The sequence below is a fragment of the Desulfovibrio desulfopostgatei genome, assembly GCF_053570645.1.
Window position 1 is genome coordinate 848,965 of sequence record NZ_JBRBQS010000002.1, and the last position, 23,681, is coordinate 872,645.

General features: G+C 48.3%; 9 protein-coding genes. 6 read left to right on the top strand and 3 right to left on the bottom strand.

All coding sequences use genetic code 11. The features are described 5' to 3' along the window. The first annotated feature begins 3 nt into the window (after window positions 1-3). A complete protein-coding gene (locus ACUZ9Q_RS03810; protein WP_449247342.1) occupies window positions 4-1,443 on the top strand; it encodes a sigma-54 interaction domain-containing protein in 1,440 nt (479 codons plus the stop codon). Between the two features lie 774 nt (window positions 1,444-2,217). Here ACUZ9Q_RS03810 and ACUZ9Q_RS03815 read toward each other — a convergent pair. Next, window positions 2,218-3,240 (bottom strand): sensor domain-containing diguanylate cyclase, encoded by a 1,023-nt coding sequence (locus tag ACUZ9Q_RS03815; RefSeq protein ID WP_323390655.1) that lies wholly within the window; start codon window positions 3,238-3,240, stop codon window positions 2,218-2,220. Further along, a complete protein-coding gene (locus ACUZ9Q_RS03820) occupies window positions 3,240-3,779 on the bottom strand; it encodes a V4R domain-containing protein (protein WP_192113600.1) in 540 nt (179 codons plus the stop codon). Before ACUZ9Q_RS03820 ends, ACUZ9Q_RS03815 begins: the two co-directional genes overlap by 1 nt. 349 nt (window positions 3,780-4,128) lie before the next feature. Here ACUZ9Q_RS03820 and ACUZ9Q_RS03825 point away from each other — a divergent pair, with 349 nt between their 5' ends. The 5 genes from ACUZ9Q_RS03825 (at window position 4,129) to ACUZ9Q_RS03845 (ending at window position 21,721) form a co-directional block, all read left to right on the top strand. Then, window positions 4,129-8,553, top strand: a complete 4,425-nt coding sequence (locus ACUZ9Q_RS03825; RefSeq protein ID WP_449247343.1) for a response regulator — start codon at window positions 4,129-4,131, stop codon at window positions 8,551-8,553. Window positions 8,554-8,566: 13 nt separating this feature from the next. Then, the gene (locus ACUZ9Q_RS03830) at window positions 8,567-9,637 is read left to right on the top strand and encodes an HD domain-containing phosphohydrolase (protein WP_225530073.1); all 1,071 of its coding nucleotides are present in this window, start codon (window positions 8,567-8,569) and stop codon (window positions 9,635-9,637) included. Between the two features lie 138 nt (window positions 9,638-9,775). After that, window positions 9,776-11,518 carry a HAMP domain-containing methyl-accepting chemotaxis protein gene (locus ACUZ9Q_RS03835; RefSeq protein ID WP_192113598.1) on the top strand — a complete coding sequence of 581 codons (1,743 nt, stop codon included), beginning with the start codon at window positions 9,776-9,778 and terminating at the stop codon, window positions 11,516-11,518. Between the two features lie 851 nt (window positions 11,519-12,369). Then, window positions 12,370-19,971 carry a beta strand repeat-containing protein gene (locus ACUZ9Q_RS03840; RefSeq protein WP_449247344.1) on the top strand — a complete coding sequence of 2,534 codons (7,602 nt, stop codon included), beginning with the start codon at window positions 12,370-12,372 and terminating at the stop codon, window positions 19,969-19,971. Between the two features lie 874 nt (window positions 19,972-20,845). Beyond that, the gene (locus ACUZ9Q_RS03845) at window positions 20,846-21,721 is read left to right on the top strand and encodes a helix-turn-helix domain-containing protein (RefSeq protein WP_215647131.1); all 876 of its coding nucleotides are present in this window, start codon (window positions 20,846-20,848) and stop codon (window positions 21,719-21,721) included. Between the two features lie 37 nt (window positions 21,722-21,758). Here the strand turns inward: ACUZ9Q_RS03845 and ACUZ9Q_RS03850 are convergent, their stop codons facing one another. After that, a complete protein-coding gene (locus ACUZ9Q_RS03850; RefSeq protein ID WP_215647130.1) occupies window positions 21,759-22,637 on the bottom strand; it encodes a hypothetical protein in 879 nt (292 codons plus the stop codon). Window positions 22,638-23,681: the final 1,044 nt, after the last annotated feature.

Here is a 23,681-nt window from a genome sequence, read left to right on the forward strand (position 1 = left end):
CACATGCAAAAAACAACAGTGCTTGCCGAGTATATGGAACAACTGTGCGATACGTTTCGAGACGCCATATGCGTTACCGATCACGAAGGGCAGGTGGTTCTGGTTAATGCCCGCCATTCAGAACTAACTGGAATTCCAAAGAAAATAATGATCGGTAAACATATTCAGGACATGGTGCAAAACGGTGTCTTTGATGTGGTGCTCAACCCGCGCATTGTGGAGTCTGGCAGGCCGTTTTCAAGTGTGCAAAACCTTTATAATGGGCGCACTCTGCTACTGGACGGCCACCCAGTCAAAGATGAAAAAGGCAACGTCATCTACGTTGTTACTGTTATACGCGATGTTACGGCTCTGGCTGAAATGCGAGAGGAAATAGCATCACAAAAGGAACTGCTGGAAACGTTTCAATCCATGAGCCATGAGGGAATCTCCGGCAGTCAGTATCCACGTGTTGTAAAAAGTCCTGTCATGCAGCGTTTGTATGCCGATGTGGCTGGCATTGCGGCAACTGATGCAACGGTTCTGCTTCAGGGCGAAACTGGCGTTGGCAAAGACATGGTGGCCCGGCATATCCACCAGCAAAGTCAGAGGGCCGATGCGTCGTTTATCAAGGTTGATTGCGGCAGTATCCCAGAAAATCTTATAGAATCAGAGCTGTTTGGTTATATGCCTGGCAGTTTTTCCGGCGCGAGCCGTAGCGGTAAGGCCGGGCTGGTGGAGGTGGCCTCTGGGGGCACGCTGTTTTTGGATGAAGTGGGGGAGCTGCCCCTGCCCATGCAGTCCCGCCTGCTGCGTCTGATTCAGGACAAGGAAATTCAGCGGGTCGGTGCTACAGCCTCCAAAGCTGTAGACGTGCGTATTGTGGCAGCCTCAAACAAGGATCTGGAGCGCGAGGTTGACCGGGGCCTGTTTCGGGCCGACTTGTACTACAGGCTCAAGGTTGCGGTCATTACCGTGCCGCCGCTAAGGGAGCGCAAGGCCGAAATTCTGCCCTTGGCACAGGGGTTTCTGGCCTACTATTCCAGAAAATACCGCAAAAATGCGTGGTTTTCAGAGTCAGCAGAAAAGATACTCCAAGAGCACCACTGGCCCGGTAATGTGCGTGAGCTTGAAAATCTTGTGCAGGGGCTGGTTGTGATCTGCAAAAGGGGTGTCATTGACGCTGCTGACCTTGCTGGAATCAGCCCGGAACCTGGTCAGGTGGCAACAGGTGAAAACAGCTGGTATCCCAAAATGGAAGGCCGATCACTCAAAAGCATTATGCGCGATGTGGAAAATGCTGTCATTGAACAGGGATTGAAACGTTATGGATCCCTACGTGAGCTTTCTCGCCATTTGCAATTGGACCGCAGCACTCTTTTCAGGAAGGTCAAGGGCATGGAAGCTGCCAGGCAGGATGACGGATTATCGCGAAAAAATTGCCATAATGGTGGCGAGCATTGATCTACAGAAGTATGAACATCCCCACCACCATGATCGTGAATGCCTTTTAGATACGGTATACAAGGAGCGACGCATAGTACTGCATGCAATATTGAGCAGTAAAATGAAATTATGTTTCCGTGGTGCGTATTAAATTATTAACTTCTGGATATGATCTATGCATTTTTCAGATTAGGGAGTCTTGTTTTGCGTAGAGACAAGGCGGCTTTTCTGGCAGGGATGCATTTTCAGATGGTAGTAATAACCGGCACGTAGGAGGTTTTTCGGCGAACAGGTTATACATCTACAGCATTGCATGCTCTGCCGTAGCGGCAATATCGTTTCGCATGCCTGCGAAAGAGCTGCAAAACAAGCGCTGCAGCCGATGGCTCTTGTAATGACATTCTGGTATTTTGTGTGTTTTTATGTGTAGTTAATAAAGTGTCCCTGTCTATGAGCCAATTATTCCCCCACCCCCCCCCAAAAAAAAAAGAGTGATGGGGTATGTCAAAAGGCGTACCTGACATGGTTGGATGCTTCCAAAAGCAGAAAGCCCGCCAAGCTGTTAGCTTAGCGGGCTTCTTTGAACTCTCTTGGAGTTCAAGAAGGAGCAGGAGGAGATGATATATGCCATTTGATATATGGATTTTCAGTGAACTTAAATCATAGCAATTTATTTTTTTGTCTGCGAAGGCTTGTGACACCTCTTGTGACCCCCACGGTATCTGCCCCTATGTGAAAATACAGTGGTACTCGCGTTGAACTGTCACAAGAAAAAATTTGCTTTAGTGCAAACTATTCTCCAATTTCAACAGATGGTTCAGAAACGCAGACTCTGTTTCTTCCACAGTTTTTTGCCTTATACAAGGCGTTATCAGCCTGTTTAATAGCCCATTGTTGCAGGGTGTTGCTGTTTTGATCTGCTGCGTTTTTTGCCAGCAGGCCTGCAACGCCCATGCTCACAGTCAACGGAATTTTCCTGCCATCTTGTAGCTGGCAGGGTGTATTTTCCACTGCTAAACGAATTCTCTCCGCCGCCGCAAGCCCCTGATCGAAATCGGCATCAGAAAAGAAAAAGATAAACTCCTCACCGCCATAACGCCCCATGATGTCAGCCCGGCGCAGGCTTTTCTGTGCATGTTCCACAATGTGCTTCAATGCCCAATCGCCTTCAACATGGCCGTATGTATCATTAAATTTTTTGAAGTGATCTACATCAAGGAGGCAGTAGCAGCAGTTTCTTCGCATTGCAAAGCACCGTTCCATTTGCTCCATTGCAGAGAAGAAGAAAAACCTGCGATTAAACACTCCAGTCAGCGGATCATGCTGCGCCATATATTTAAATTTGGCTTCACTTTGTTCCAGCTGCCTCATGGCCTCATTGCGTTGCCTGGCTTCTTCCTGAAGGGAGGCTTCTTTTTGCTGCAACGCTTCTATCGTGCTGGCAAGCTGCACTACCATGCTGTTGAATGAGGACGAAAAGTCTCCCATAAAGTCCATGCGCTGCGAATAGTCTCCATTTTCGACCTGCTGCACTTTCCATGTCATATGCCGCAGGTTTGCTTGCAAGGCCTTGCATGAGCCTGCGACAACTCCGCTCATTGTGATCTGGGGGGAAAGGTCGCCGGAGGCAAAAGATGTAATAATGTCGCGCAACAATATAATTTTTTCATGCAGTCGAACAAAGTCTTCATTCTTTGTAAATGCAGAAGGAATGTCCGGCGGGGTTGCAGCATCAAGCAATTTCTCAACATGGTGCAGAACGTTATGCACCACGTTTTTCTGTTTGTCGCAATCAACAAAGAGATCCATTTTCATTAATCACCGTGCGCTTGATCTATAGCATTGGCGTTGAAACGGCAGGTGCGGGCGCCCGTGCACCAACAGTCAATCTCACGGACCTTGAATTTTGTCCCCGTGTAGGATTCGAGGATGCCCTGGATAAAACCTTCATCATAAACGCAAATTTGGTCGTTGCTGTCAGGCAGGCCAGAGCAGTCAAGGTCTTCTTCAACATTCAGGGTGAAGCTTAGCGTGTCGAGATCAATGCTCTCTACGCGAAAGATGCCTATTCCCAGTTCCATGAACTTGTCTTCTATGATTTTCACCAAACCGGAAATGTCACTAACTTCAGTAATGTATTTTTTATAAAATTCTTTGCCTGCAAGTGCACCGGCTCTACGGAAAATTTCGTCCGTTTTTGCATGTCCAAAGTCATCTTCAAGAATATCTCTCAAAGTATATTGCAGAAGTCTGTACACTTCAATGCGGGTATATGCACCAAGGCTTGGACGTGCAACTGCCATGTTATCACCAATAGTGCTCCATGAAAAAATATACTTCCGTTCTGTACTCATGAGTTTCTCTCGTTTTGCTGTAATTTTATTCAACTTTTGGAATTACATGCAGGATAATCGTGTCATTTAAAGTTGAAAATTATCCATTAATACATGTATCGTGCTGTAATTTTTTGTGGGTAACGACCCATGATGTTCCGGTTAAAATTTTAATGATTTTTTGCATGATATGAGAAATGCGGCAGTGGTCAATGTAAAATCGTGTGAAATCTTAAAATTCAATTTTTACAATTCAATATATTATCTTGCTGTAAAATTGCTACTGGCTGGTATTCATAGTTTGTGCGTAAAAATGTGAATGCATATTTGTTTATAATGATAGAAGTAAGCTGCGTGCTGGATGCTATAGATGACGCCTCTTTATTCTGTATATTTAAAAAGCGTAAGCTGGTTTGCAAATCTCTCCATCCGCACCAAGCTGGTTATTTCGCTTATTCCCACCGGCTTAGCGCTGATAACTATTTTTGCGCTTGCAGCTAGGGGAAGTGAAAGCGTCGATTCTTTATATGCAGATATTTTAGATAAAAAAATTAAAGCTGTTATTGCAGTGATAAACTCAAATAAAGAAAATTTTTCTGCATATCAGCAAGTGTATGATCTTGCTCTTCAGGATTTTGAAGAAAAGCATGTGTGGATTAGAGCGGATCTTGAAAAAAATATTAATGCCTACTTTTCGCTTATTGGGGTAGCCAAAAATAAATCACCAGAGCATGCCAATAGTCTTGATGCGCTGAAGCGACAATTTGAAGAACTGATAGTTGAGCTTGATAAAGTTCGAGAGGTGGCGAAGGTCCATACTCGAACGTATGTCCTTGATTATATGCATGATAACGTTTTGCCTCTGCTGAACACGCTCCGGCACGAAACCTCTTGTCTTGCAGAATCAATGCGCAATGGATTGATACGGGAGCGGAACAACGTCATGGCAAACACCCGGAAAGCCATTTCCATGTTTGCGCTGGTAGTCGCAATAGCTGTGGTCATGTCGCTGTGTATTGTGTTGGCAATATTCAAAGTCAGCGTGGTTCGGCCATTACGCGGTTTAAGCAGAGCAATTGAAGACGTAACTTGTGGGCGGTATGAGCAGGAAATACCCTATAAAAGCTGGAATAATGAGATAGGGCAGCTTGCCAATAATCTGGACAAGCTGAGGATCTGTGCGGCTGAGCACAGCAAGTTTTTGCGTGTCAAAACTGAAGTTGGGAATATTGCCGAAGGCCTACTGGCTGCAACAACCTTCTCGGAATTTTCTTTTGCCTTGCTTTCTAGGTTGCGTGGGCGGTGCGGCATTACGCACTGCGACCTTTATTTTGCAGATAAATCACAGGAAAAATTTGCAAATATAAATGGTGTTGCATTTTGCGATTGGAATTATTCAGATTCCTATCCATCGAATTTCTCCGATGCAAAATTTATTTTCAGCGATGATGAAGAGGATATGCAGATTGCCGCACCCATGGGAATGCGCAACGTGGTTGGCGGCAGGTGGTTTTTATTGCCAGTAATCAGGCAAGATAAAAAACTTGCTGTACTTGAACTTGTTCTGTCAAAGCCGCAAGGCGAACCTGTCGCTTTTTTTATGGAAGAGTTGCTCCCGGTTGTGGGGCAAAATCTGGAGATTTTATCCAGCAGTCTTCAGGTAAAAGAACTGCTTGATAAGACGTGTGCCCAGGCAAATTCCCTGGTTGTGTCCCAGGCGCAACTTATGGCGCACAAAAACGACATTCTGGCAGCTCTAAAGAGTGTAAAGCGGTCTCAAACTCAATTGGTAGATATGGCTGAATCCCTTTCTGTAGGGGTTTTTCAGCTGTGTTTTTTTGAGGATGGGAGCCGGTTGTTTACGTTTACCAGCCAGCGGATGAGTGAACTGCTTGGAATTAGTGTCAATGATATAATTGATAGCCCTGACTCTTTGTGGCGCAATATCGATCCGCAAGATGCGGCGAAGGCAAGGAGTGGTGTCAATAAAGTGCTGGCACGCATGTTTGGCGGTCAGGATCATGAACAGACAGAGGTGCAATTGCGTGTTATTTCAGGAGAATGTGATTGCTACCTGAATCTTAGCTGCCACTATAAGCGATTGCCTGATGGGATTGTTCAACTTACGGGATACATTGAGGACGTTTCAGAAAAACGTCGTGCAGCACTTGCTCTTGCCGAACAAGAGCGCCGGTTGCGCGACATTATGGATAATTTGCCCTGTCTGGTAACCCTCAAAGATGCCGAGGGGCGTTACCTCATGGGCAATCGTTTTTTTGAAAACGTGTACGCCCTAAAAACAGAAAATATCCTGGGTAAGACGCAGGCGGAAGTGTTTCCCGACGAGATCGTCAGTAAAAGTATGGAGAAGGATCTCCAGGAGGGAGAATCCGGGACGGCTCAGACTTTTGATAGCACTCATATTTTTGCCGATGGCACCGAGCACCTGCTGCGGACAACGGAAATTCCATTGAGGGATGGCCGCAATCGCATAACTGGAGTTGTTTCTTTATCCTTGGATATCACGGAGCAACATGCTGCGGCCCGTTATCTTGAGCATGCAAAATTTGTTGCAGAGGAAGCAAACAAGGCAAAAAGCGAATTCCTGGCTAGAATGAGTCATGAAATAAGAACACCCATACATGCCATTTTGGGTCTCGCCTACCTCACCCTGCATTCTGAACTCACAGACAAGCAGCGAGAACACGTCAAGAATATCCAGATTTCTGGTAATATCCTTTTGCGCATCATTGATGATATCCTGGATTTTTCAAAAATTGAAGCCGGGAAGATGGTTATTGATGAAGTCAGTTTTAACCTGACTGAGCTTATCGACAGAATATACAGTGTTATTTCTGTTAAAGCAGATGAGCGCGATCTTGAAATCATTTTCGACATAGATGCAACAATTCCTCATAACTTGCTGGGAGACCCACTGCGTCTTTCACAAGTCCTTATAAATTATGCTTCCAATGCCATAAAATTTACGGAAAAGGGGCACATCCTTCTTTCTGTGAAGGCGGTTGAGCGTTGCATTGACCGCATGCTGCTTCATTTTGCAGTGACAGATACCGGTATTGGCCTGGATGAGTCGCAGAGCGGTGATTTGTTCAGTGCTTTTACGCAAGCTGACGGTTCAATTTCGCGCAATTATGGCGGAACAGGGCTCGGCCTGGCGATTTGCAAGCGCTTGGCTGAACTGATGGGCGGCGAAGTTGGCGTTAACAGTGTGCCGGGCCAAGGCAGTTCCTTCTGGTTCACCGCGTGGGTTGGATTGGGTGAACAGGAGGCGTGTCTCATTGATGATGCCCTGATGCAGGAATTGCAGAGTTTACGTTGCCTTGTTGTGTCCGGAAACAGCGAGGCAAAGCGCACACTGACCTCAACTCTGGAATCTTTTTTCTGCCGAGTCGTTACGGTAACCAATGGCGCCGAAGCCCTGGACGCTCTGGGCAATGCTGGCAGCGAAGATCCTTTTTCCTTTATTCTGTTGGATTCAAAAAGGTCAGACAAGGAATGCGTCGCCGTTGCCCAACGGATCAGGCAGGAAGCCCCACGTGATCTTTTCATCGCGCTTTTGGTCACAGGCCCCAGCAGTGAAGCAATTGCCCTGGAGGGTAAAAATGTTGGGGTAAACACGGTTCTTGCCAAGCCGGTGAACTCGTCAACTCTGTTTGACACCGTGATGGAGGCGTTGGGCAAGAGGGGCGCCAGTAGAAGGGGCGATACGGGCAGCCGCGGAAAAAGGCTGAAGAGACCGACTAAAATTTATGACGCCAGAATCCTTTTAGTTGAAGATAACGTGATCAATCAAAAGGTTGCGATGGAGATCCTGGGGCAGGCCGGGCTTATTGTCCAGGTTGCCAACAACGGGTTTGAAGCTATTGAGGCAGTGAAGAATAACGATTTTGATGCTGTGCTTATGGATATTCAGATGTCCGGACTTGATGGTTTAAGTACGGCCAGGCGAATACGCGAACTGGAAAAACCAGGAGTTGCAGAGCTTCCCATTATTGCCATGACCGCCAACGCAATGGCTGGCGACAGAGAAAGAAGCCTCAATGCCGGGATGAACGATCATCTGAGCAAGCCGATCAGGCCAGACAAGCTGTTGGCTACCCTTGTGCGCTGGATAAAACAGGGCAAGGGCAAAACCTTTCCGCAGCCAGGGGGGCCTGGTGAAATCTCTGACTCTCCTTTGCCTGTTGTGGCCTTACCCGGTCTTTCTGTCACGCAAGGTGTGTTGCGCATGGGCGGCAACCTTGCGCTCTACAAGGAACTGTTAGCAAAATTTGCCGTGGACTACGCCGATACCGCTGCGCTTGTGCGCGCCGCGCGTGATCAAGGAAGCATGCCCGAGGTGGCCGCAATCGCACATTCTCTTAAAGGCGTTGCGGGCAATATAGGGGCAAGGGATCTTAGCGTTGCCGCTGGAAAGCTTGAAATGAGCATCAAGAAAGAAACCGCCACAGAAGATTTGTTTGAACAGTTTTTTTGCTCTCTGGAGAAAGTGCTGACTTCGATCAGACTTTTTGAAGATGCTGACAGCCATTCAGACAATATAAGTCATGTCTTGGATTCTTCTTCCCTGAGCAGTCTGCTTGCCGAGATCGGCAGATTGCTTGAATGCGACGTTGCCCAGGCCATAGGCAAGGTCAAGGAGCTAGATGAAGTGGAAATGCCCTCCGTATTGGAGGATGACCTTGCCCGCCTCCAGAAGGCTATGGGTAATTGTGACATTGAAGAGGCATCACGAGCTATTGAAAGCCTGCTTGTGGCGCTGAAGGTGAGATAGAAGGAGGCATGTCTTGAATATTGAACGTCCCAAAGTGCTCGTTGTTGATGACGATGTCAGCAACCTCTACGTAATTATGGAAGCACTGAAAGATCAATATGTAGTGGTGACGGCCACCAATGGAACGCGGGCTCTTAACATGGCTGTCGCAGCTCCTTTTCCTGATATTATTCTGTTGGACGTCATGATGCCCGACATCAGTGGCTACGAAGTATGCTCCAAACTCAAAGGCAATGCTGCTACCCGAGGTATTCCTGTTGTTTTTGTTACCGCCCTTGGTGAAATCGGCGATGAAACAAAAGGTCTTGAACTTGGCGCTGTGGACTATATCACCAAGCCCGTCAACCCCTCACTGGTCAAGGCGCGGGTGCGCAATCAGCTGGAATTGAAACGTCACCGCGATCTGTTGGAGGCAATGGTGCGGGAGCGTACCAGGGAGCTTGTGCTTACCCAACAGGCAACAATTGAAATGCTGGCAGATCTAGCAGAAACGCGTGATCCAGAAACTGGCTGCCACATCAAGCGTACTCAGGAGTACGTATGTGCTCTGGCGCATGCGGCAAGACAACTCCCTGATCTTGAACTGTTTCTGGATGATGAAGACATTGATATGTTGTATCACTCAGCAGTATTGCATGATATAGGTAAAGTTGGTGTTCCTGACGCAATATTGAATAAAGAAGGAAAGCTTAGCAAAGAAGAGTTCTCCAAGATGAAGGAACACTGCATTATAGGATATAAGGCAATGTTGGGAGCGCAGAGAAAGCTTGGAGAAAATTCTTTTCTGCGTCTTGCTGGAGAAATTGCACTGACACATCATGAAAGGTGGGATGGAACAGGCTATCCGAGTGGCCTGCATGGTGCACAGATACCCGTTTCAGGGCGTCTTGTAGCTATTGCAGATGTTTATGACGCGCTGGTTTGTCAACGCATATATAAACCGCCATTTACCCATGAAGAAGCGGTTAGCATTATTGTTGGTGAAAGCGGAAAGCAGTTTGATCCAAGATTTGTGAAAGCATTTCTGGCGATTGAATCGCAAATAGAAAAAATTTCTATAGAATATGCAGATTATAAAAATTGATATAATTTTTTAAAACTTAATTATACAGTATATTGCTGTGTAATTGAGTTGATATTTTATATCGATTGTCTGCAAAAGATATTGTTGAAACACAATAATCTTACCAATACTTACAAAATCTGTATGATTGGAGGTAATATGAAGCTTAGTGTCAAGCTTACACTCATGTCTGGATTCCTTTTGCTGCTTGCAACATTAGTTGGGGTTTTCAGCCTGATTGAGATGGCAAACATCAACAAGGGGTCAACTGATATAAGTGAAAACTGGTTGCGCTCCACACGCAGCGTGATGAATTCAACTCTGTTGACGTCAGAATACAGGCTTGCAGAGGCCTTGTTCGTATATGCCAAGACAGAGGAAGAGAACTCTGTTTATAAAAATCGAATGGAAAATGCTTTAGCCGCACTTGATAAATCAAAGGCTGGTTATGTTAAGCTGATATCTTCGCCAAAAGAAGAGCAGGCCTTTGACACATTTTCGAAGCAATGGGCACAATACATTCAGGTAAGCGCTCAAATAATCCAGCTTTCAAATGACAATAAACTGGAAGCTGCGATCGATATGTTCAGGACAAAATCCAGAATGCTTTTTGAGCAGAGCAATGCATCTCTTATGGAACTTGTAAATATTAATACTGCAGGAGCCGACGCAGCCAGCAAAGCTTGTGACGAACTTTATGAAAGGGCCAGACTTCTGGTCAGCTCATTGCTTGTAGCGGCATTGTTGATTGGTATTGGTGCTGTTGTGTTTATCGTTCGCGGCACCCACAAGCAGCTTGGCAAGGATCCCAGTGAACTGAACGCCATTGCGCACCGAGTTGTTGAAGGCGATTATAATGTTGATGACGGCTGCCCAAAGCTCGGCGTGTACGATTCCATTATTGCCATGGTGAACGCTCTGAAGGTGAATATTGAGCACGCTCAGGAAGAATCGGTAAGGGCGCGTGAGGCGGCGGAAAGCGCCCGTATTGCTCAGGGCGAAGCCGTGGAGGCCCAACACCGTGCAGAGACCGCGCGTAAGGAAGGCCTGCTTGACGCGGCAAACCAGCTGGAAAACGTGGTGCACGTCATTGCTTCTGCCTCAGAGCAGCTTTCTGCGCAAATTGAAGAATCTTCCCGGGGTGCAGAACAGCAGGCAGAGCGTATAGCAGACACTGCAACCGCTGTGGGCGAGATGAATTCTGCAGTGCTTGAGGTGGCGAGGAATGCTTCCTATGGCGCGCAATTGTCTGCAGAAATGCAGGAAAAAGCCCGTTCCGGAGATAATGTGACATCGCAATGCCAGAGTGCGATTGCTGATGTGCAAAACGATGCTGCTGCTCTCAAGGTCAGTATGGATGTTCTTTCCGGGCATGCCCAGGCCATCAACGAGATTATGACCGTTATTTCGGACATCGCTGATCAAACCAATTTGCTGGCACTCAATGCCGCCATTGAGGCTGCGCGCGCAGGCGATGCTGGTCGCGGATTTGCCGTGGTGGCTGACGAGGTGCGCAAACTTGCCGAGAAAACCATGGCTTCGACACTCGATGTGGGTAAAGCCATTCATGCCATCCAGGAAAGTTCGCAGGATGGCGTGCACCGCATGGATGCTGCAGTTAATAAGGTTAATCTTGCAACAGAGTTATCGTTAAAAAGCGGGGAAGCTCTGAAGGTGATTCTCGGGCTCGCAGAACAGACCGCCGATCAGGTGCAGGGTATTGCCACGGCAAGCGAAGAACAATCAGCTTCGGCCGAGGAAATTGCCCAGTCGGTCGATCATGTCAACTCCATTTCTCGCGAAACCGCCTTGGCCATGAGCGAGGCGAGCAAGGCTGTTTCCGACCTGGCAGCACAGGCTCAACGGCTGGCCGCCATTATTACCGACCTTAAAAATGCCTAACAGTTCTATCTTGTCAGATTTGCCCATGGCACATTGACCTTGCCCCGGTAAATAAGGCTTCGTCTCCCTTTCGCGCGCCTTCTGGCAATTTCTGTCAAAGCCATGTGCAGGCATATGGCGGCGGCTTAACCTCTACGGTGGCCGCCGCTTTTCTGTCTGTTCCTGCTGCAGGGCGAGGTGAGGAAGGCTGAATAGTCTGCTGACAATATTTGTAATTCTGCCAGTGTACGGCTGGTTCCCTGCAAAGAGTAATGACTGTATTTTTGTTTTGTCTGCCTCTGTTGAGAGGTGGCTGCTGGAAATTTTTTTTCAACTTTTTTCACAGTGCTTCAACTGCCTGATATTTTTAGTTCTTGTAAAAAATGTTTCTTATGATTCATGTTGATTATACAATCAATATTTTTTGTGACTTGATTATATAGGGGCAACATAACTGTCTGATCTGAGAGGAATTAGTTATACAGATTTTTTTATCGGTTATTATAATTTTACCCGATATAATGCGGTATAGCTGATGTGGCTCCCAGAGGTTAGCTGATCTTGACCTTATTGATAATGATAGCTAACTATTAATTGGCAGCGTTGCTGAATCAGGTGGCAATGTTCGCAATTCACCTGATTTTCAGCGGAAACCTTGAGGTTTCCCTTGCCCTTCCATCTTTGTCCGGTGTGTGCAGCGATGCCGCCGCGACAAACTCAGGATTCCTTGTTCCCAACACGCGGGAACAAGCACCCCTGAACGCTGGTACATTCTCCAGCCTTTTCTCAAAAGATAATACGCGATGCAGTCAATGTGCTTTTCACATGCTGTATCTATCTAAAATATTTTGCTTTTAAAAAGGGGATTAACCATGTCCACCATTACTCTCACCACCCCTGGCCCCAGTCAGCGTATCTCTATTCCTGCAGAACCACAGGCCACAATACATCTGGATTTTCAGACCGATCAGGCAACCCTTGAGCGCAGTGGCGATAACCTTGTTTTCAGCTTTGTCGACGGTGGCAGTATCGCTATTGAAGGCTTCTACGCCCAGTACGACAAGACCAACCTGCCGGAGTTTGCTGTCGATGGAAAGATTTTGCCTGGCTCGGAATTCTTCAGTGTTTTCGGGCCTGACCTCGCCCCAGCCGCAGGGCCTGCCGCGCAAGCTGCGGAAAGAGGGGCAAGATACAACGAGCATTCGGATTCATCCCTAGCGTCTGGTCTGGGGCATCTCGATGGCGCTGAAACTCCGACGCTGAACGTTTCGGCGCCGGCAGAGCTGGCAACTCTGGATCCTACCCTTGCCGTTGCCGGCGGGGCAGAATTGGGCGGCGCTGCTGGCGTTGGTTCTGACAATCCCGGCAGCCAAGGCCCCTCAATTCCCCCCGGCCCCGAAGGCCCCACCTTTCCTTCTGGCCCCTTTGTGCGTGCCGTATTGTACGGCAACGGTCAGAGCGGCGAGTATGTGAGCACCAACGTGTTTTTTGCCGAGAATAACGGCACGCCTTCCGCTGTTTCCGCCAGCGATCTGGATTTTACCGGTGCAGCCCCCTGGGCGCGTTTCAGCGTGACTGCAACCTTGCCAGATGGCTGGCAGGATGCCTGGGTGGACGTGGCTTTTGACTACAGCACCGGGCGGCTTGAATTTCGTCTGACTCCCGAGGGCATTGCTGAAATGCAGCGTATGGGCGTGAACGGCAAGCCGCTTGTGGATTTTATCCAGATCACGGTGCTCGACCGGGGCACGGGCAATACGTTTGACTACAATGTCGAGCTGATAGCCACCAAGGATCAGACCTTCGATTCTGCCGCCCACGACAGCGAATATGGCGGCAACATTGCAGGCGATAATATTGGCGAGTTTCATCAGGGGCAAAATGGGGGCGGTGCCTATTCGATAATTTCATCAGCCAAGGACGATGAAATCGTCCTGAACGATACAGTGCTTGGCGGCAGCTCAATCCACGCCAGCGGCTCCGCCGATCCTTCCCTGATGGCTGACGACTACAATACCATCAATCTCAACGCCGGTGTCGTGAATACGGTGTCAGGCTCCACCACGCAGGTTACCTCTACGGATGGCATCCTCAAGGTGCAGGGCGGCGTATCCGTGCAGGGCGACAACGCTGAGAACTTCATCAGCATGGGCAAGGGGCAGGTTCATATCCACAACGCTTCTGGCCATGGCATAGACGCCGTCGGCGGCGAAAACACCATCCTGGGCCGCGAACTGAGCGTTGATGCCAGCGGTACGGGCATTCGTGCAACCGATGGCGGCTCCAACACCGTTGCTGTCAAGGGTGGGGATGTGCTCGTTGATGCGGACGGCACCGCGCTTTATGCCGAAAACGACAGCAGCAATACCGTTTCGGCAACCGGCGGAAGCGTCAATATTACTTCCGGGGAAGAAGGCATCCGTTCGAATGCAAACAGCACCAGCACGGTTTCGACGACTGACGGTGATATCAACATCAAGTCGGCCTGGGCAGGGATTGCCGCATATGATAACGGCACCAACAATATCTCCACCAACAACGGATCCATAAATATTGATACTGATACCTGGGGCATCACTACCAGCACCGCCAGCGCCGCAAATGTTAACGTGACAAACGGAAGCCTGAATATCAACGCGCTTGGTCGCGGCATCCATTCATACGAAAACGGCGTAAACACCGTTTCTGTGACAAATGGCGATGTCAATGTGAATTCAGGATGGGGATGGGATGGAATCATTGCTCATTTCGGCGGCACCAACAAAGTAGCCGTTGATAATGGCTCTGTTGTCATAAACTCTGGCGGAACTGGAATGACCGCCTTCTATGACAGCAAGAACGAGCTTGCCATAAACAATGGCTCGCTTCACATCAACAGTAACTATGCAGGTGTGAATGCCGGTTTTGGCGAAAATGCTATTAACGTAAACGGCGGCGATGTTTCCATCTCCAGCACTAGTGCCTACGATGCTGGCGTCCTCGCCTCTGAAAACGGCAAGAACACGATCACTACCAGCGGTACGCTTTCTGTCACTGCCGAAACCACGGGCATCAGTGCTGAAAACGGCGGCAAGAACAGCCTTACGGGTAATGATGTTTCTATCACTGCATCGTCAAAGTATGGTGTTTACGCAGCTGACGCTGGCAGTACTAACGAAATTTCTGCGGGTACAGATGGTAAGGTGGAGATTTCCGCTGGCGGTTCCGGGCTTTTTGCCGAGAGAGGCGGTGCGAACAGCGTCACGGGTGGTGATATTTCCATAACTGGCTTAAACTATGCCGTCATCGCTGGGAGCCAAAGCGTAAATGAAATTGATGCTGGCGCTGAGGGTAAAGTTACAATAAATGGTGCCCGTTATGGCCTTTATGCTGGAGCGGAAGGTAAAAATGCTGTGAACGGCGGCGATATTACCATTACCAGCACTGAAAACTCGAACTCGCGGGCTGCCGTCTTTGCTACGGGCAATAATAGCGCCAATACGATTACTGCGGATTCTGACGGCAAGATTGTAATCAATGGTGGATGGGGAGGGCTGGGAGCCGCCCAGCAAGGCGTAAACAATGTCAGCGGCGGCGATATTGCCATTACCAGCGGTACCAGCAGCCCTGCTGTCTTTGCCAATGGCAGCGGAAGCACAAATAATGTTGATGCTGGACCTGACGGAAAGGTTGTCATCGAGGCCTACTACGAAGGCCTTAATGCCAATAGCGGCGGCAGTAACACTGTCCGCGGCGGCGACATTACTGTTACCGGTAATCGCAGCGCGGCCTTATGGGCTGTGAATAGCGGGAGCAATAACAGCATTGATGCCGGATCAAACGGAAAGATCGCTGTGAACGGATACCTGTCTGCCCAATCTGGCGGTGTGAACAACCTTTCCGGCGGTGATGTGAACGTGTCTGGAGTCTCTGGCGCCAGCAATGGCTACGGGCTGTATGCCACCCTTTCCGGCAGCAATACCATCTCCACAGCAGATGGCCATATATCCGTGTCGGGTACCTCCACCTCAAATAACAGCTATGCCATGTCTGCTGTCTCTTCCGGGAGCAACAGCATCACTACCGAAAGTGGCGATGTAACGGTGACCGCCACCTCTACCACCAACTCCCCAGGCAGCTCCAGTTATGGCATGGGGGCCTCCTCCGGTCGCAACTCCATTACCACGGCCAGTGGTGATGTGGCGGTGGCTGCCGCCTCTACAAAGGGCAGCGGTGCAGGTATGTGGGCTTATGATTCTGGCACTGTTGCCAGTAACACCATTGCCAGCGAAAGCGGCAATATTGAGGTTACAGGTTCTGGAACCATCGGCTACGGCATGAATGCGGCCAGTTCCGGCAGCAACTCCATTACAACAGAAGATGGCGATGTCAGGGTGTCGGGTGCAGGAAACGGCCCCTCTGGCAGCGGTAATGCCTACGGCATGTACGCCACCTCTGGTCGTAATTCCATAACCACCGATGATGGCAACGTAACCGTGTCGGGTGTGAGCAGCGGCAGCCTTGGTTATGGAATGTCTGCAAGCAATTCCGGTCATAATTCCATTATCACAGAAAGCGGAAATGTAGAGGTGTCGGGTTCGGGCTCCACCGGCTACGGAATGCATGCGACCGTTGGCGAAAATTCCATCACCACAGCAGATGGGCGCGTGACTGTTTCTGGGACAAGCACTGCCATGCATGCCAGTGGCGGCAGTAATTCCATTTCCACTGAAGATGGCGATGTGCAAGTTTCTGGCCCGATAGGCATGTATAACAAGTACGGAACCAACAGCGTTACCACTGCAAATGGTAATGTCACTGTTTCGGGCACTGGCACCAGCAACGCCGTTGGTATGATGAGTGCTGGCGAACCCAATAACAATGCCATTACAGCAACACCCGGCAGCAACGTCATCACCACGGAAAACGGCAATATTACCGTGATGGGAACGGCCAACACCAACAATAGCAGCAGCGGGTTCGGTATGAATGCGAACGCTGCCGGGAATAATGTTATTTCCACAGAAGGCGGAACAGTAAATGTGACGGGCAATAGCACTACAGGCTACGGTTACGGCATGTATGCCAGCAACAATGGCGCTGTTAACTCTGTTACCACCGCTGGCGGGGATGTGAGCGTATCAGGCTCGGGAGTCGCCGGTACTGGCTTCGCTATGGCAGCATATAGTGATGGCAATAATTCCATTAGTACAACCAGCGGTGACGTAAATGTACTCGCCAAATCCACTACTTCTGCCGGGTCTGGCATGTATACCTCTGGTGGCAGAAATGCCGTTAAGACTGAAGGCGGCGATGTGACTGTGACCGGCAGTTCTGCCTCCGGTGTTGGTCGCGGTATGGATGCTTTGTCCGGTGCCAATTCGGTGGTTACAGCGAGCGGTGAAGTGAACATTTCAGGAAAGTCAACTTCCGGCAGCAGCTATGGCATGTCCACGACCTTTAACGGGCAGAACACCGTCACAACGGAAGGCGGGGATGTGAACGTGTCGTCAACGGCCTCCCGTAGTAGCTACGGCATGTACACAGCTTCAACTGGCGCCAATACCATCACCACTGGCGATGGTGATGTGGATGTGTCGGCCAAGAGTTCAGGCACTACGTCCAACAGCTACGGCATGTCCGTCAATGGCGCTGGCAGCAACTCTATTGCCACAAAAAATGGCGATATTGATGTGTCGGGGAGCGGAGCCGCCGGTTATGGGCTGTTTTCTAATGCCACAGGCGGCAAGAACAGCGTAGAGACCGAAGCTGGGAATATATCCATTCAGGGCACGGGCACAAACGGCACAGGTGCGGGCATGTTTGCCCAGAATGCTGGCAGCAATAGCGTTACAGCCAGGTCTGGCGACGTGACGGTTACTGGCTCCGGCGCTGGAGATAAGGACAGCTATGGCATGTTTGCCAGCGGTGCGGACAGCAGCAATAGTATTGTTACCCAGAGCGGCTCCGTAGTCGCATACGGCAATGCTGCCGACAGCGGTTCTGCGTATGGCATGGCTGCGTTTGCTTCTGGAAGTAATCGTATCTCTACAGATTCTGGCTCCGCAGTGGTTTACGGAATTGCCGAGAGTGGAGAAAGTTATGGCATGGTTGCCCAAAATGCGGGCACCAACAGCATAGAAACAGATAGCGGTGCTGTAATGGTTGAGAGCGGAAGTCCCACAACGTCCACTGGAATGTGGGCCGATTCCGCAGGAAGTGCCAATAGAATTACCACAAACAGCGGTGATGTCTTCCTTTTTGCTGACGGTTCCGGCTCAGAAGACAGTAAGGGCATGCTTGCCACTGATTCAGGAATAAATAGTATTGCCACCCAAAGCGGCGCTACGTTCATTTCTGGGGGAATACATGCAACAACTTCCGGCAGCAACAGCGTCACAGCCAGGTCTGGTGACGTGACGATTACGGGATCCGGCACTGGCGACAATGACGGTTTCGGCATGCTTGCCAGCGGGTCTGGCAGCACCAACAACGTCACAACCCAGAGTGGCTCTGTGATTGCTTCAGTCTCAGGAACCGGCAGCAGTTACGCATTCGGCATGGCTGCCGTAAGCTCCGGCAAGAATAATATCTCCACTGAAACTGGATCTGTGGCGATTTCCGGCACAGGCAATGCAGGTACTGGCGATGGCTATGGCATGTTTGCCAATTATGCTGGTGGTAACAGCATTGAAACGGTCAGCGGCGATGTGGCTGTTTCATCGGACAGCGCCAGCAGAAGCTACGGGATGTGGGCTTTTTCGTCCGGCAGCAAGAATAGCATCGCTACGGACAGCGGCTCTGTATCTGTAGATGCCTCCAGTTCCGCCAATGGCCTCAGCAATGGCATGTTTGCCGAAAATTTCGGCGCCAACAGCATTACGACCAACGGCGGCACAGTGGCTGTTTCCGCCAGCAATACTGGCTCTGGCGATGCACATGGCATGCATGCCCTCAATTCCGGCAGCAACAGCATTGCCTCCGCTGCTGACGCACCGCTGACCGTGACCATCACTGCCACGGCCGCTTCGGCTCAGAAGGCTATTGCCATGTGGGCGCAGGGTGGCGGTGCCGTAAACTACATCACCGGGCATTCGCAGGCTGGGGGCGATGGCGACAGCATCACCCTGAACGGTGGCATCGCAATGCAGACCTCTAACGGCGGCAGGAACATCATTACCACTGGGGCAGGTAACGACCATGTAACCATTAATGGAGCCATCAAGGGCAGCGGCAACCAGATCAATGTGGGCGGCGGCAGCAATACGGTTACGCTTAACGGCGCGGTTGAATCCGGCAGCCTGAACGTCATTGCTACCGACGGCACGTACACGCTCATACTTCAGGCCTCCAGCACGGAAAGCTTCGCAGAACGTTACGGCCAGTGGCTCAATGGCATTACGTCCGACAATCTTATTGCTGGCGGGCTGACCAGTATCAGCTTTGACGGTCTGGATGCAGCGAATCTGCCCGCAGATTTTCTGACAACTTTTAACGACCTTCTGTACGTTTTGCACGACAACGGTGTTTCCATCGTGCCGGACGGTCTCTACGGCCATCTGCACGATCCTGCGGCTACCGCCGCTCCCATGATGTTTGCGGCGGCGGATGTTGCTGAACATAGCGGTACAGACGGCATTCATTCTGGTGCATCCGATGATGGACAGGCCGCGCATGCGGCAGGTTTGGGAACGGTTCAGGGGGCTGAGGCACCGAATACTGCCGGCGATCATGCTCTGGATGAAGCGGGCAGCGACGCTGCCATTGGTTCCGGCGGGGCAGAATTATCCCATCACGATGACAGCACTGGCGCGCAGGGTACATCTGCTCAGGGATACACTGCCGAGGATACGCATCCGGCAACGGAACACTATGTAACCGGCGTTGTTGATCATGCTGAAGATGGAGCGACTCACGATGTCCTTCAAAGTCAGGGCGGCCAACTGAACACTGGTGCGCATCCTCAGTTGGATACGCATCTGGCTGAAAATACCGATAGTGTCACGCCGTCCACGGAGAATGGGCATGAGGACTCGCCAGTTCTGGATGATTTGCTGAGCGACAACTCGTTTTACGGCAGTGAAAATGTTGGTCTGCTGTTTCATGGGGATAGCCTGAACCAAAACGCAGATGGACCTGTTGCTGGCGCAACTGCCGGGCAACAAGGCGAAATTCATGCTGACCTGGTGCTCACCCTGGGCGATGAGTCGCTTGACGGCCTGTTTGCAGAGGGGTCTCTGAGTAGCGGCGTTAGTGGTGACGCACATCAGTATGGGGAATCTGTCTCAGGAGGGTTTGTCGCAAGCCTGACGGACATGCCTGCTGTGATGAATGAAAATTCCACCGGTATGCACATTGCCGGTGGAGGCGACGTACATGGCGTGGATGGCGAGGCGAGTGCTTCCGCGTGGGCGAACGCGCCTGACTCTGCTGAACACTTTGCACAAGCGCAAGAATCAGTAAATACGGCCATGCGCCAAATTGAAGGTTGCTAGAGAAGTGACCCGCCCACAGGCTGACAGCTGACTTTACTGATTGGCCGTCAGCCTGTGGGTTCCGTTCCGGAAGAAGGCGTTCCGCCTTATGTGCTTATGCCGCTTCCTTTGAATTGATTTTATAATCATGATGCAGCGTTGATAGAAAGCTGTATGATTGGATGATAAACAATGGTTCTAGGCATGTCCTTGATTGATGGGACATAATCATTGTTGTCATCACTGCTGCGGCAAATATTCTGTCACAGGATTAACTCACCTGCCATTCTGAATTAAATCTCTTTTTTCGCATTCATCTTGATATATTGTCATCAAATGCATCTTTTGTCATTTTAATTGATGGCATAAGTGTTGTTGTTTTGTGCTGTATTTGAACTGTGTAAACTTTGATATTCGAATTCATATCGTAAATTATGTTAATAATTTTTTAATATAATAATGTATTAAATATTTTAAATTTTTTTTGTGAAATAAAATTTATTCAATTATTATGTAATATTAATATTTTTTATTTGACAAGTATGATAATTTTTATTTCATTTGTGTTGTAGTGCAATTGCTTGAGTGTCTTTCTGGTTTATAACTTAATAGTTGTAGTTGTTATGGTGATGGAAAAAACAAGCGCGCATCATCTGGTGTGCGCAGATATCGCCAAGTGGAAAAAACTAAGCATGCTTGTGGCTGCGTCACTAGCGTGAGTGGTGTATGCATTTGATAAAATGGAAATATGAGCTTGATGTGCAGGTATTTGATGAAAAATGATGCTGATTGCACAGTTAATTTATAAAAAAGCCGGAAGCGAGCTTTAATAAAATTATTCAGACTGTGTTATGCAGGCTAATGCATGGGTATACTTTACTGTTTGAAATCTCTTATGGAACACGAAGCAATGAACAAAATAAATTCATTTTTCAAAAACTGGAAAAGCCATGAAGGCGTGACAACAATAAAGCAAATTGAAGCGCATTTTGGCAGTATTGTTTTGTCACTTGAAAAGGCGGGGAGTGTTATCGTGCAACCTCCCGTGGACAAGCTTTGGTTCTCCATTGCACTTCTGGATACCAAGATAGATCGGAAGGTGGAAAACTGGCATCTGGAAAAAATGAAAATAGCGGCCTTCAATGCATCAATAAATCCGCAAGGACGAGCGCTCAAGGCATCCTATCTTGAGGATTGCATGTCCATACATGTGTTTTTTGACCCCAGCTTTTTGAACGAATTTGCAGAAGAAATGGGATGCAAGATTGATGCAAGCAAAGTGTACCCTATTCACGGTATACATAATCAGCAGTTTTCAGCTGTAGCAAAAAGCATTTTGATGCCGTTATTTGCTCCGGATATGCAAAGTTTGCGTCTTGATGAAACAATGCAGGGAGCATTACGGTATATATGTGATATGTATGATATAAAAAGCTGCTTCTATGGGGCGAGGATGAGCAAGCCGCAGTTGCAGCGCGTATGCGAATATATTGACGAGAATATTTCGGAAAAGCTTACTGTTGAAGATCTCGCTCAGGTAGCGCGCCAGAATAGAACCGCATTTTCGACAAAATTTAAAAATACTGTGGGAATGACGCCGCACAAATTTATCATTCAGAGGCGGATAGCAAGAGCAGAAGATTTGTTGCGTAATTCAAAACATACAATTACGGAAATAAGCGCAATTTGCGGATTTTCTGATCTTGCCCACTTTTGCCATGTGTTTAAGCGATGTCATGGAGTATCTCCACAACAGTTTAACAAGGAGTAGCGTGGTATCCAATTGTCGGTAATGTCTCCGTATCGTATCAGATTTGCTCAGGATAACTGCTTTCTTTTTCGTCGCAGCAGATATCCTGAATAAATCTGTTTAAGCGTGATGAGCCTGTATTAGCTATTTCACTCCAGCTTAAGCTGGAATTACTGTTTCTCAAATTCAGCTCGTGGGTAAACTGCATTCTCAATTTTAAGGTATCGACTGCATCACTGCTTGTTATGCCAATTTTTTTGCATAAAAAGACATAGGTGGCATCGGCCAGGTTGATTCCATCAGAAATTATGTAAAGCATCAACCCGTGATCAGCAGACAGGCTCTTCAGTTCCGGGGCATCTGGCAATAAGGCGCACGCGCCAGCCGCAGAAATGTTTATTATTTGCGATCTGAGGGCTGCGAGATGGTAATGGTTTTGAATCAACTCCCTTAAGTCGTGCCTGGTTGCAGGAATCTGGTCAATACGCATCACCCCGGACGCCTTGGAATATTCGGGATACCAGTCAATTCTTCGGTCTCTCCGCATGCGGCGAACAACATTTTGAGCAGCAAATCGCAAGAGCAGGGCCTGTATGCTATGATCCGCATTCTTTTTTACGCCAAGTATTTTACCGCATCCCATATAGCCCAGTCGCATTCTCTGCGGATAGTTTTTATTAAGGCAGAAAAAGTATTCAAATTCATTAGGATAAATTTTGCAGGGCCTTTCAATGATTGTTTGGTCAACAACCTTCAGTTTTGCTTCTCGTCCGATTGTCTCGCTAAGGTACCCGTGGCACAAGACATCTCTGATGGCTCCATGCAGTTTGATACTGCATGTGACCTTTACAATAGTTTTAATGTCCTGGGCTGTGTAAAAGATGTTGGAGTTCTTTGATTGTGCAGTGAATCCACTGTGTTCTGCTGATATTATCATTAATTTCCTTTGACTGTTATGTATTGTTGTGGAATTTTAAGTGATTGGCCGTGTTCATTTTTGTGTTAAGAAATTTTTATTTTGTATTTTTCTGGTGAAATTTTATTTATAAATACTCTTGTGATTAATATTCGTATGACAATTAATTAATATGCAAGATTATATTATATACTAAAATTTAATTATAAGCTTAGTACTATGATATAATATGGATAAATTATGTTAGGAGCATATTTTATTAATGCTAGATATATTTAATAAGCTAAATTGCTATATCTCGTAATTTATGATGCCATGTGAAGAAGATATTGAATTGTATTTTTAACAACACTGTGTGAATCAAATTTACAATAACTCGATCCATAAACGTATTGTGCTGTCAAAAAATACCTGCTCCAGGTATATGCGAGCACCAAAAATAAAATTGAGTAGATTGCTTGGATATTGCGGAAAGCCTGGGCCGGAGTGTGAGTTGTGGATATGTTTAGATGTGTGACGTTCTCGAACAGCGCAGTATGCCGGGTGACGTGAATCACTCTGATGCTGGCTATTGTAACGCATAGTCCAAAGCCGCAAGAGCCGGAAAATCGGCTCCGGCACTTGCGGTCCTTCAAAAAAATCCTTCACGGTCCTGTTGCCTTTGCTATGGTGCGATGTGGAAGACGAAAATGTTGGAAAACACGCGTCCAGCAATGTGTTACGTTCTGAGGACATTGAAATAGCTCCCAACTGTCTCTTTAGTCTTCGTATCTCCAGAGCTGGCCCCAATGCTGGGGAGCCATGCGTAGCTAGGCTTGGCTGTATGCTTAGAAAAACAGAAAGCCCGCCAAGCTGTTAGCTTAGCGGGCTTCTTCGAACTCTCCTGGAGTTCAAGATAGCGCCAAGAGGGGACCTCGGCACCATTTGATATGTTGAATTTCAATAATTTGAAATTATTGAAATTTATTTGTCCTCGAAGGCTTGTAACCCCGTTTATGAACCATGTAGCAATGGCTTGCATGAAAAAACATCCGCAAAATGAGGCCGGACACATTGCAATTCTTC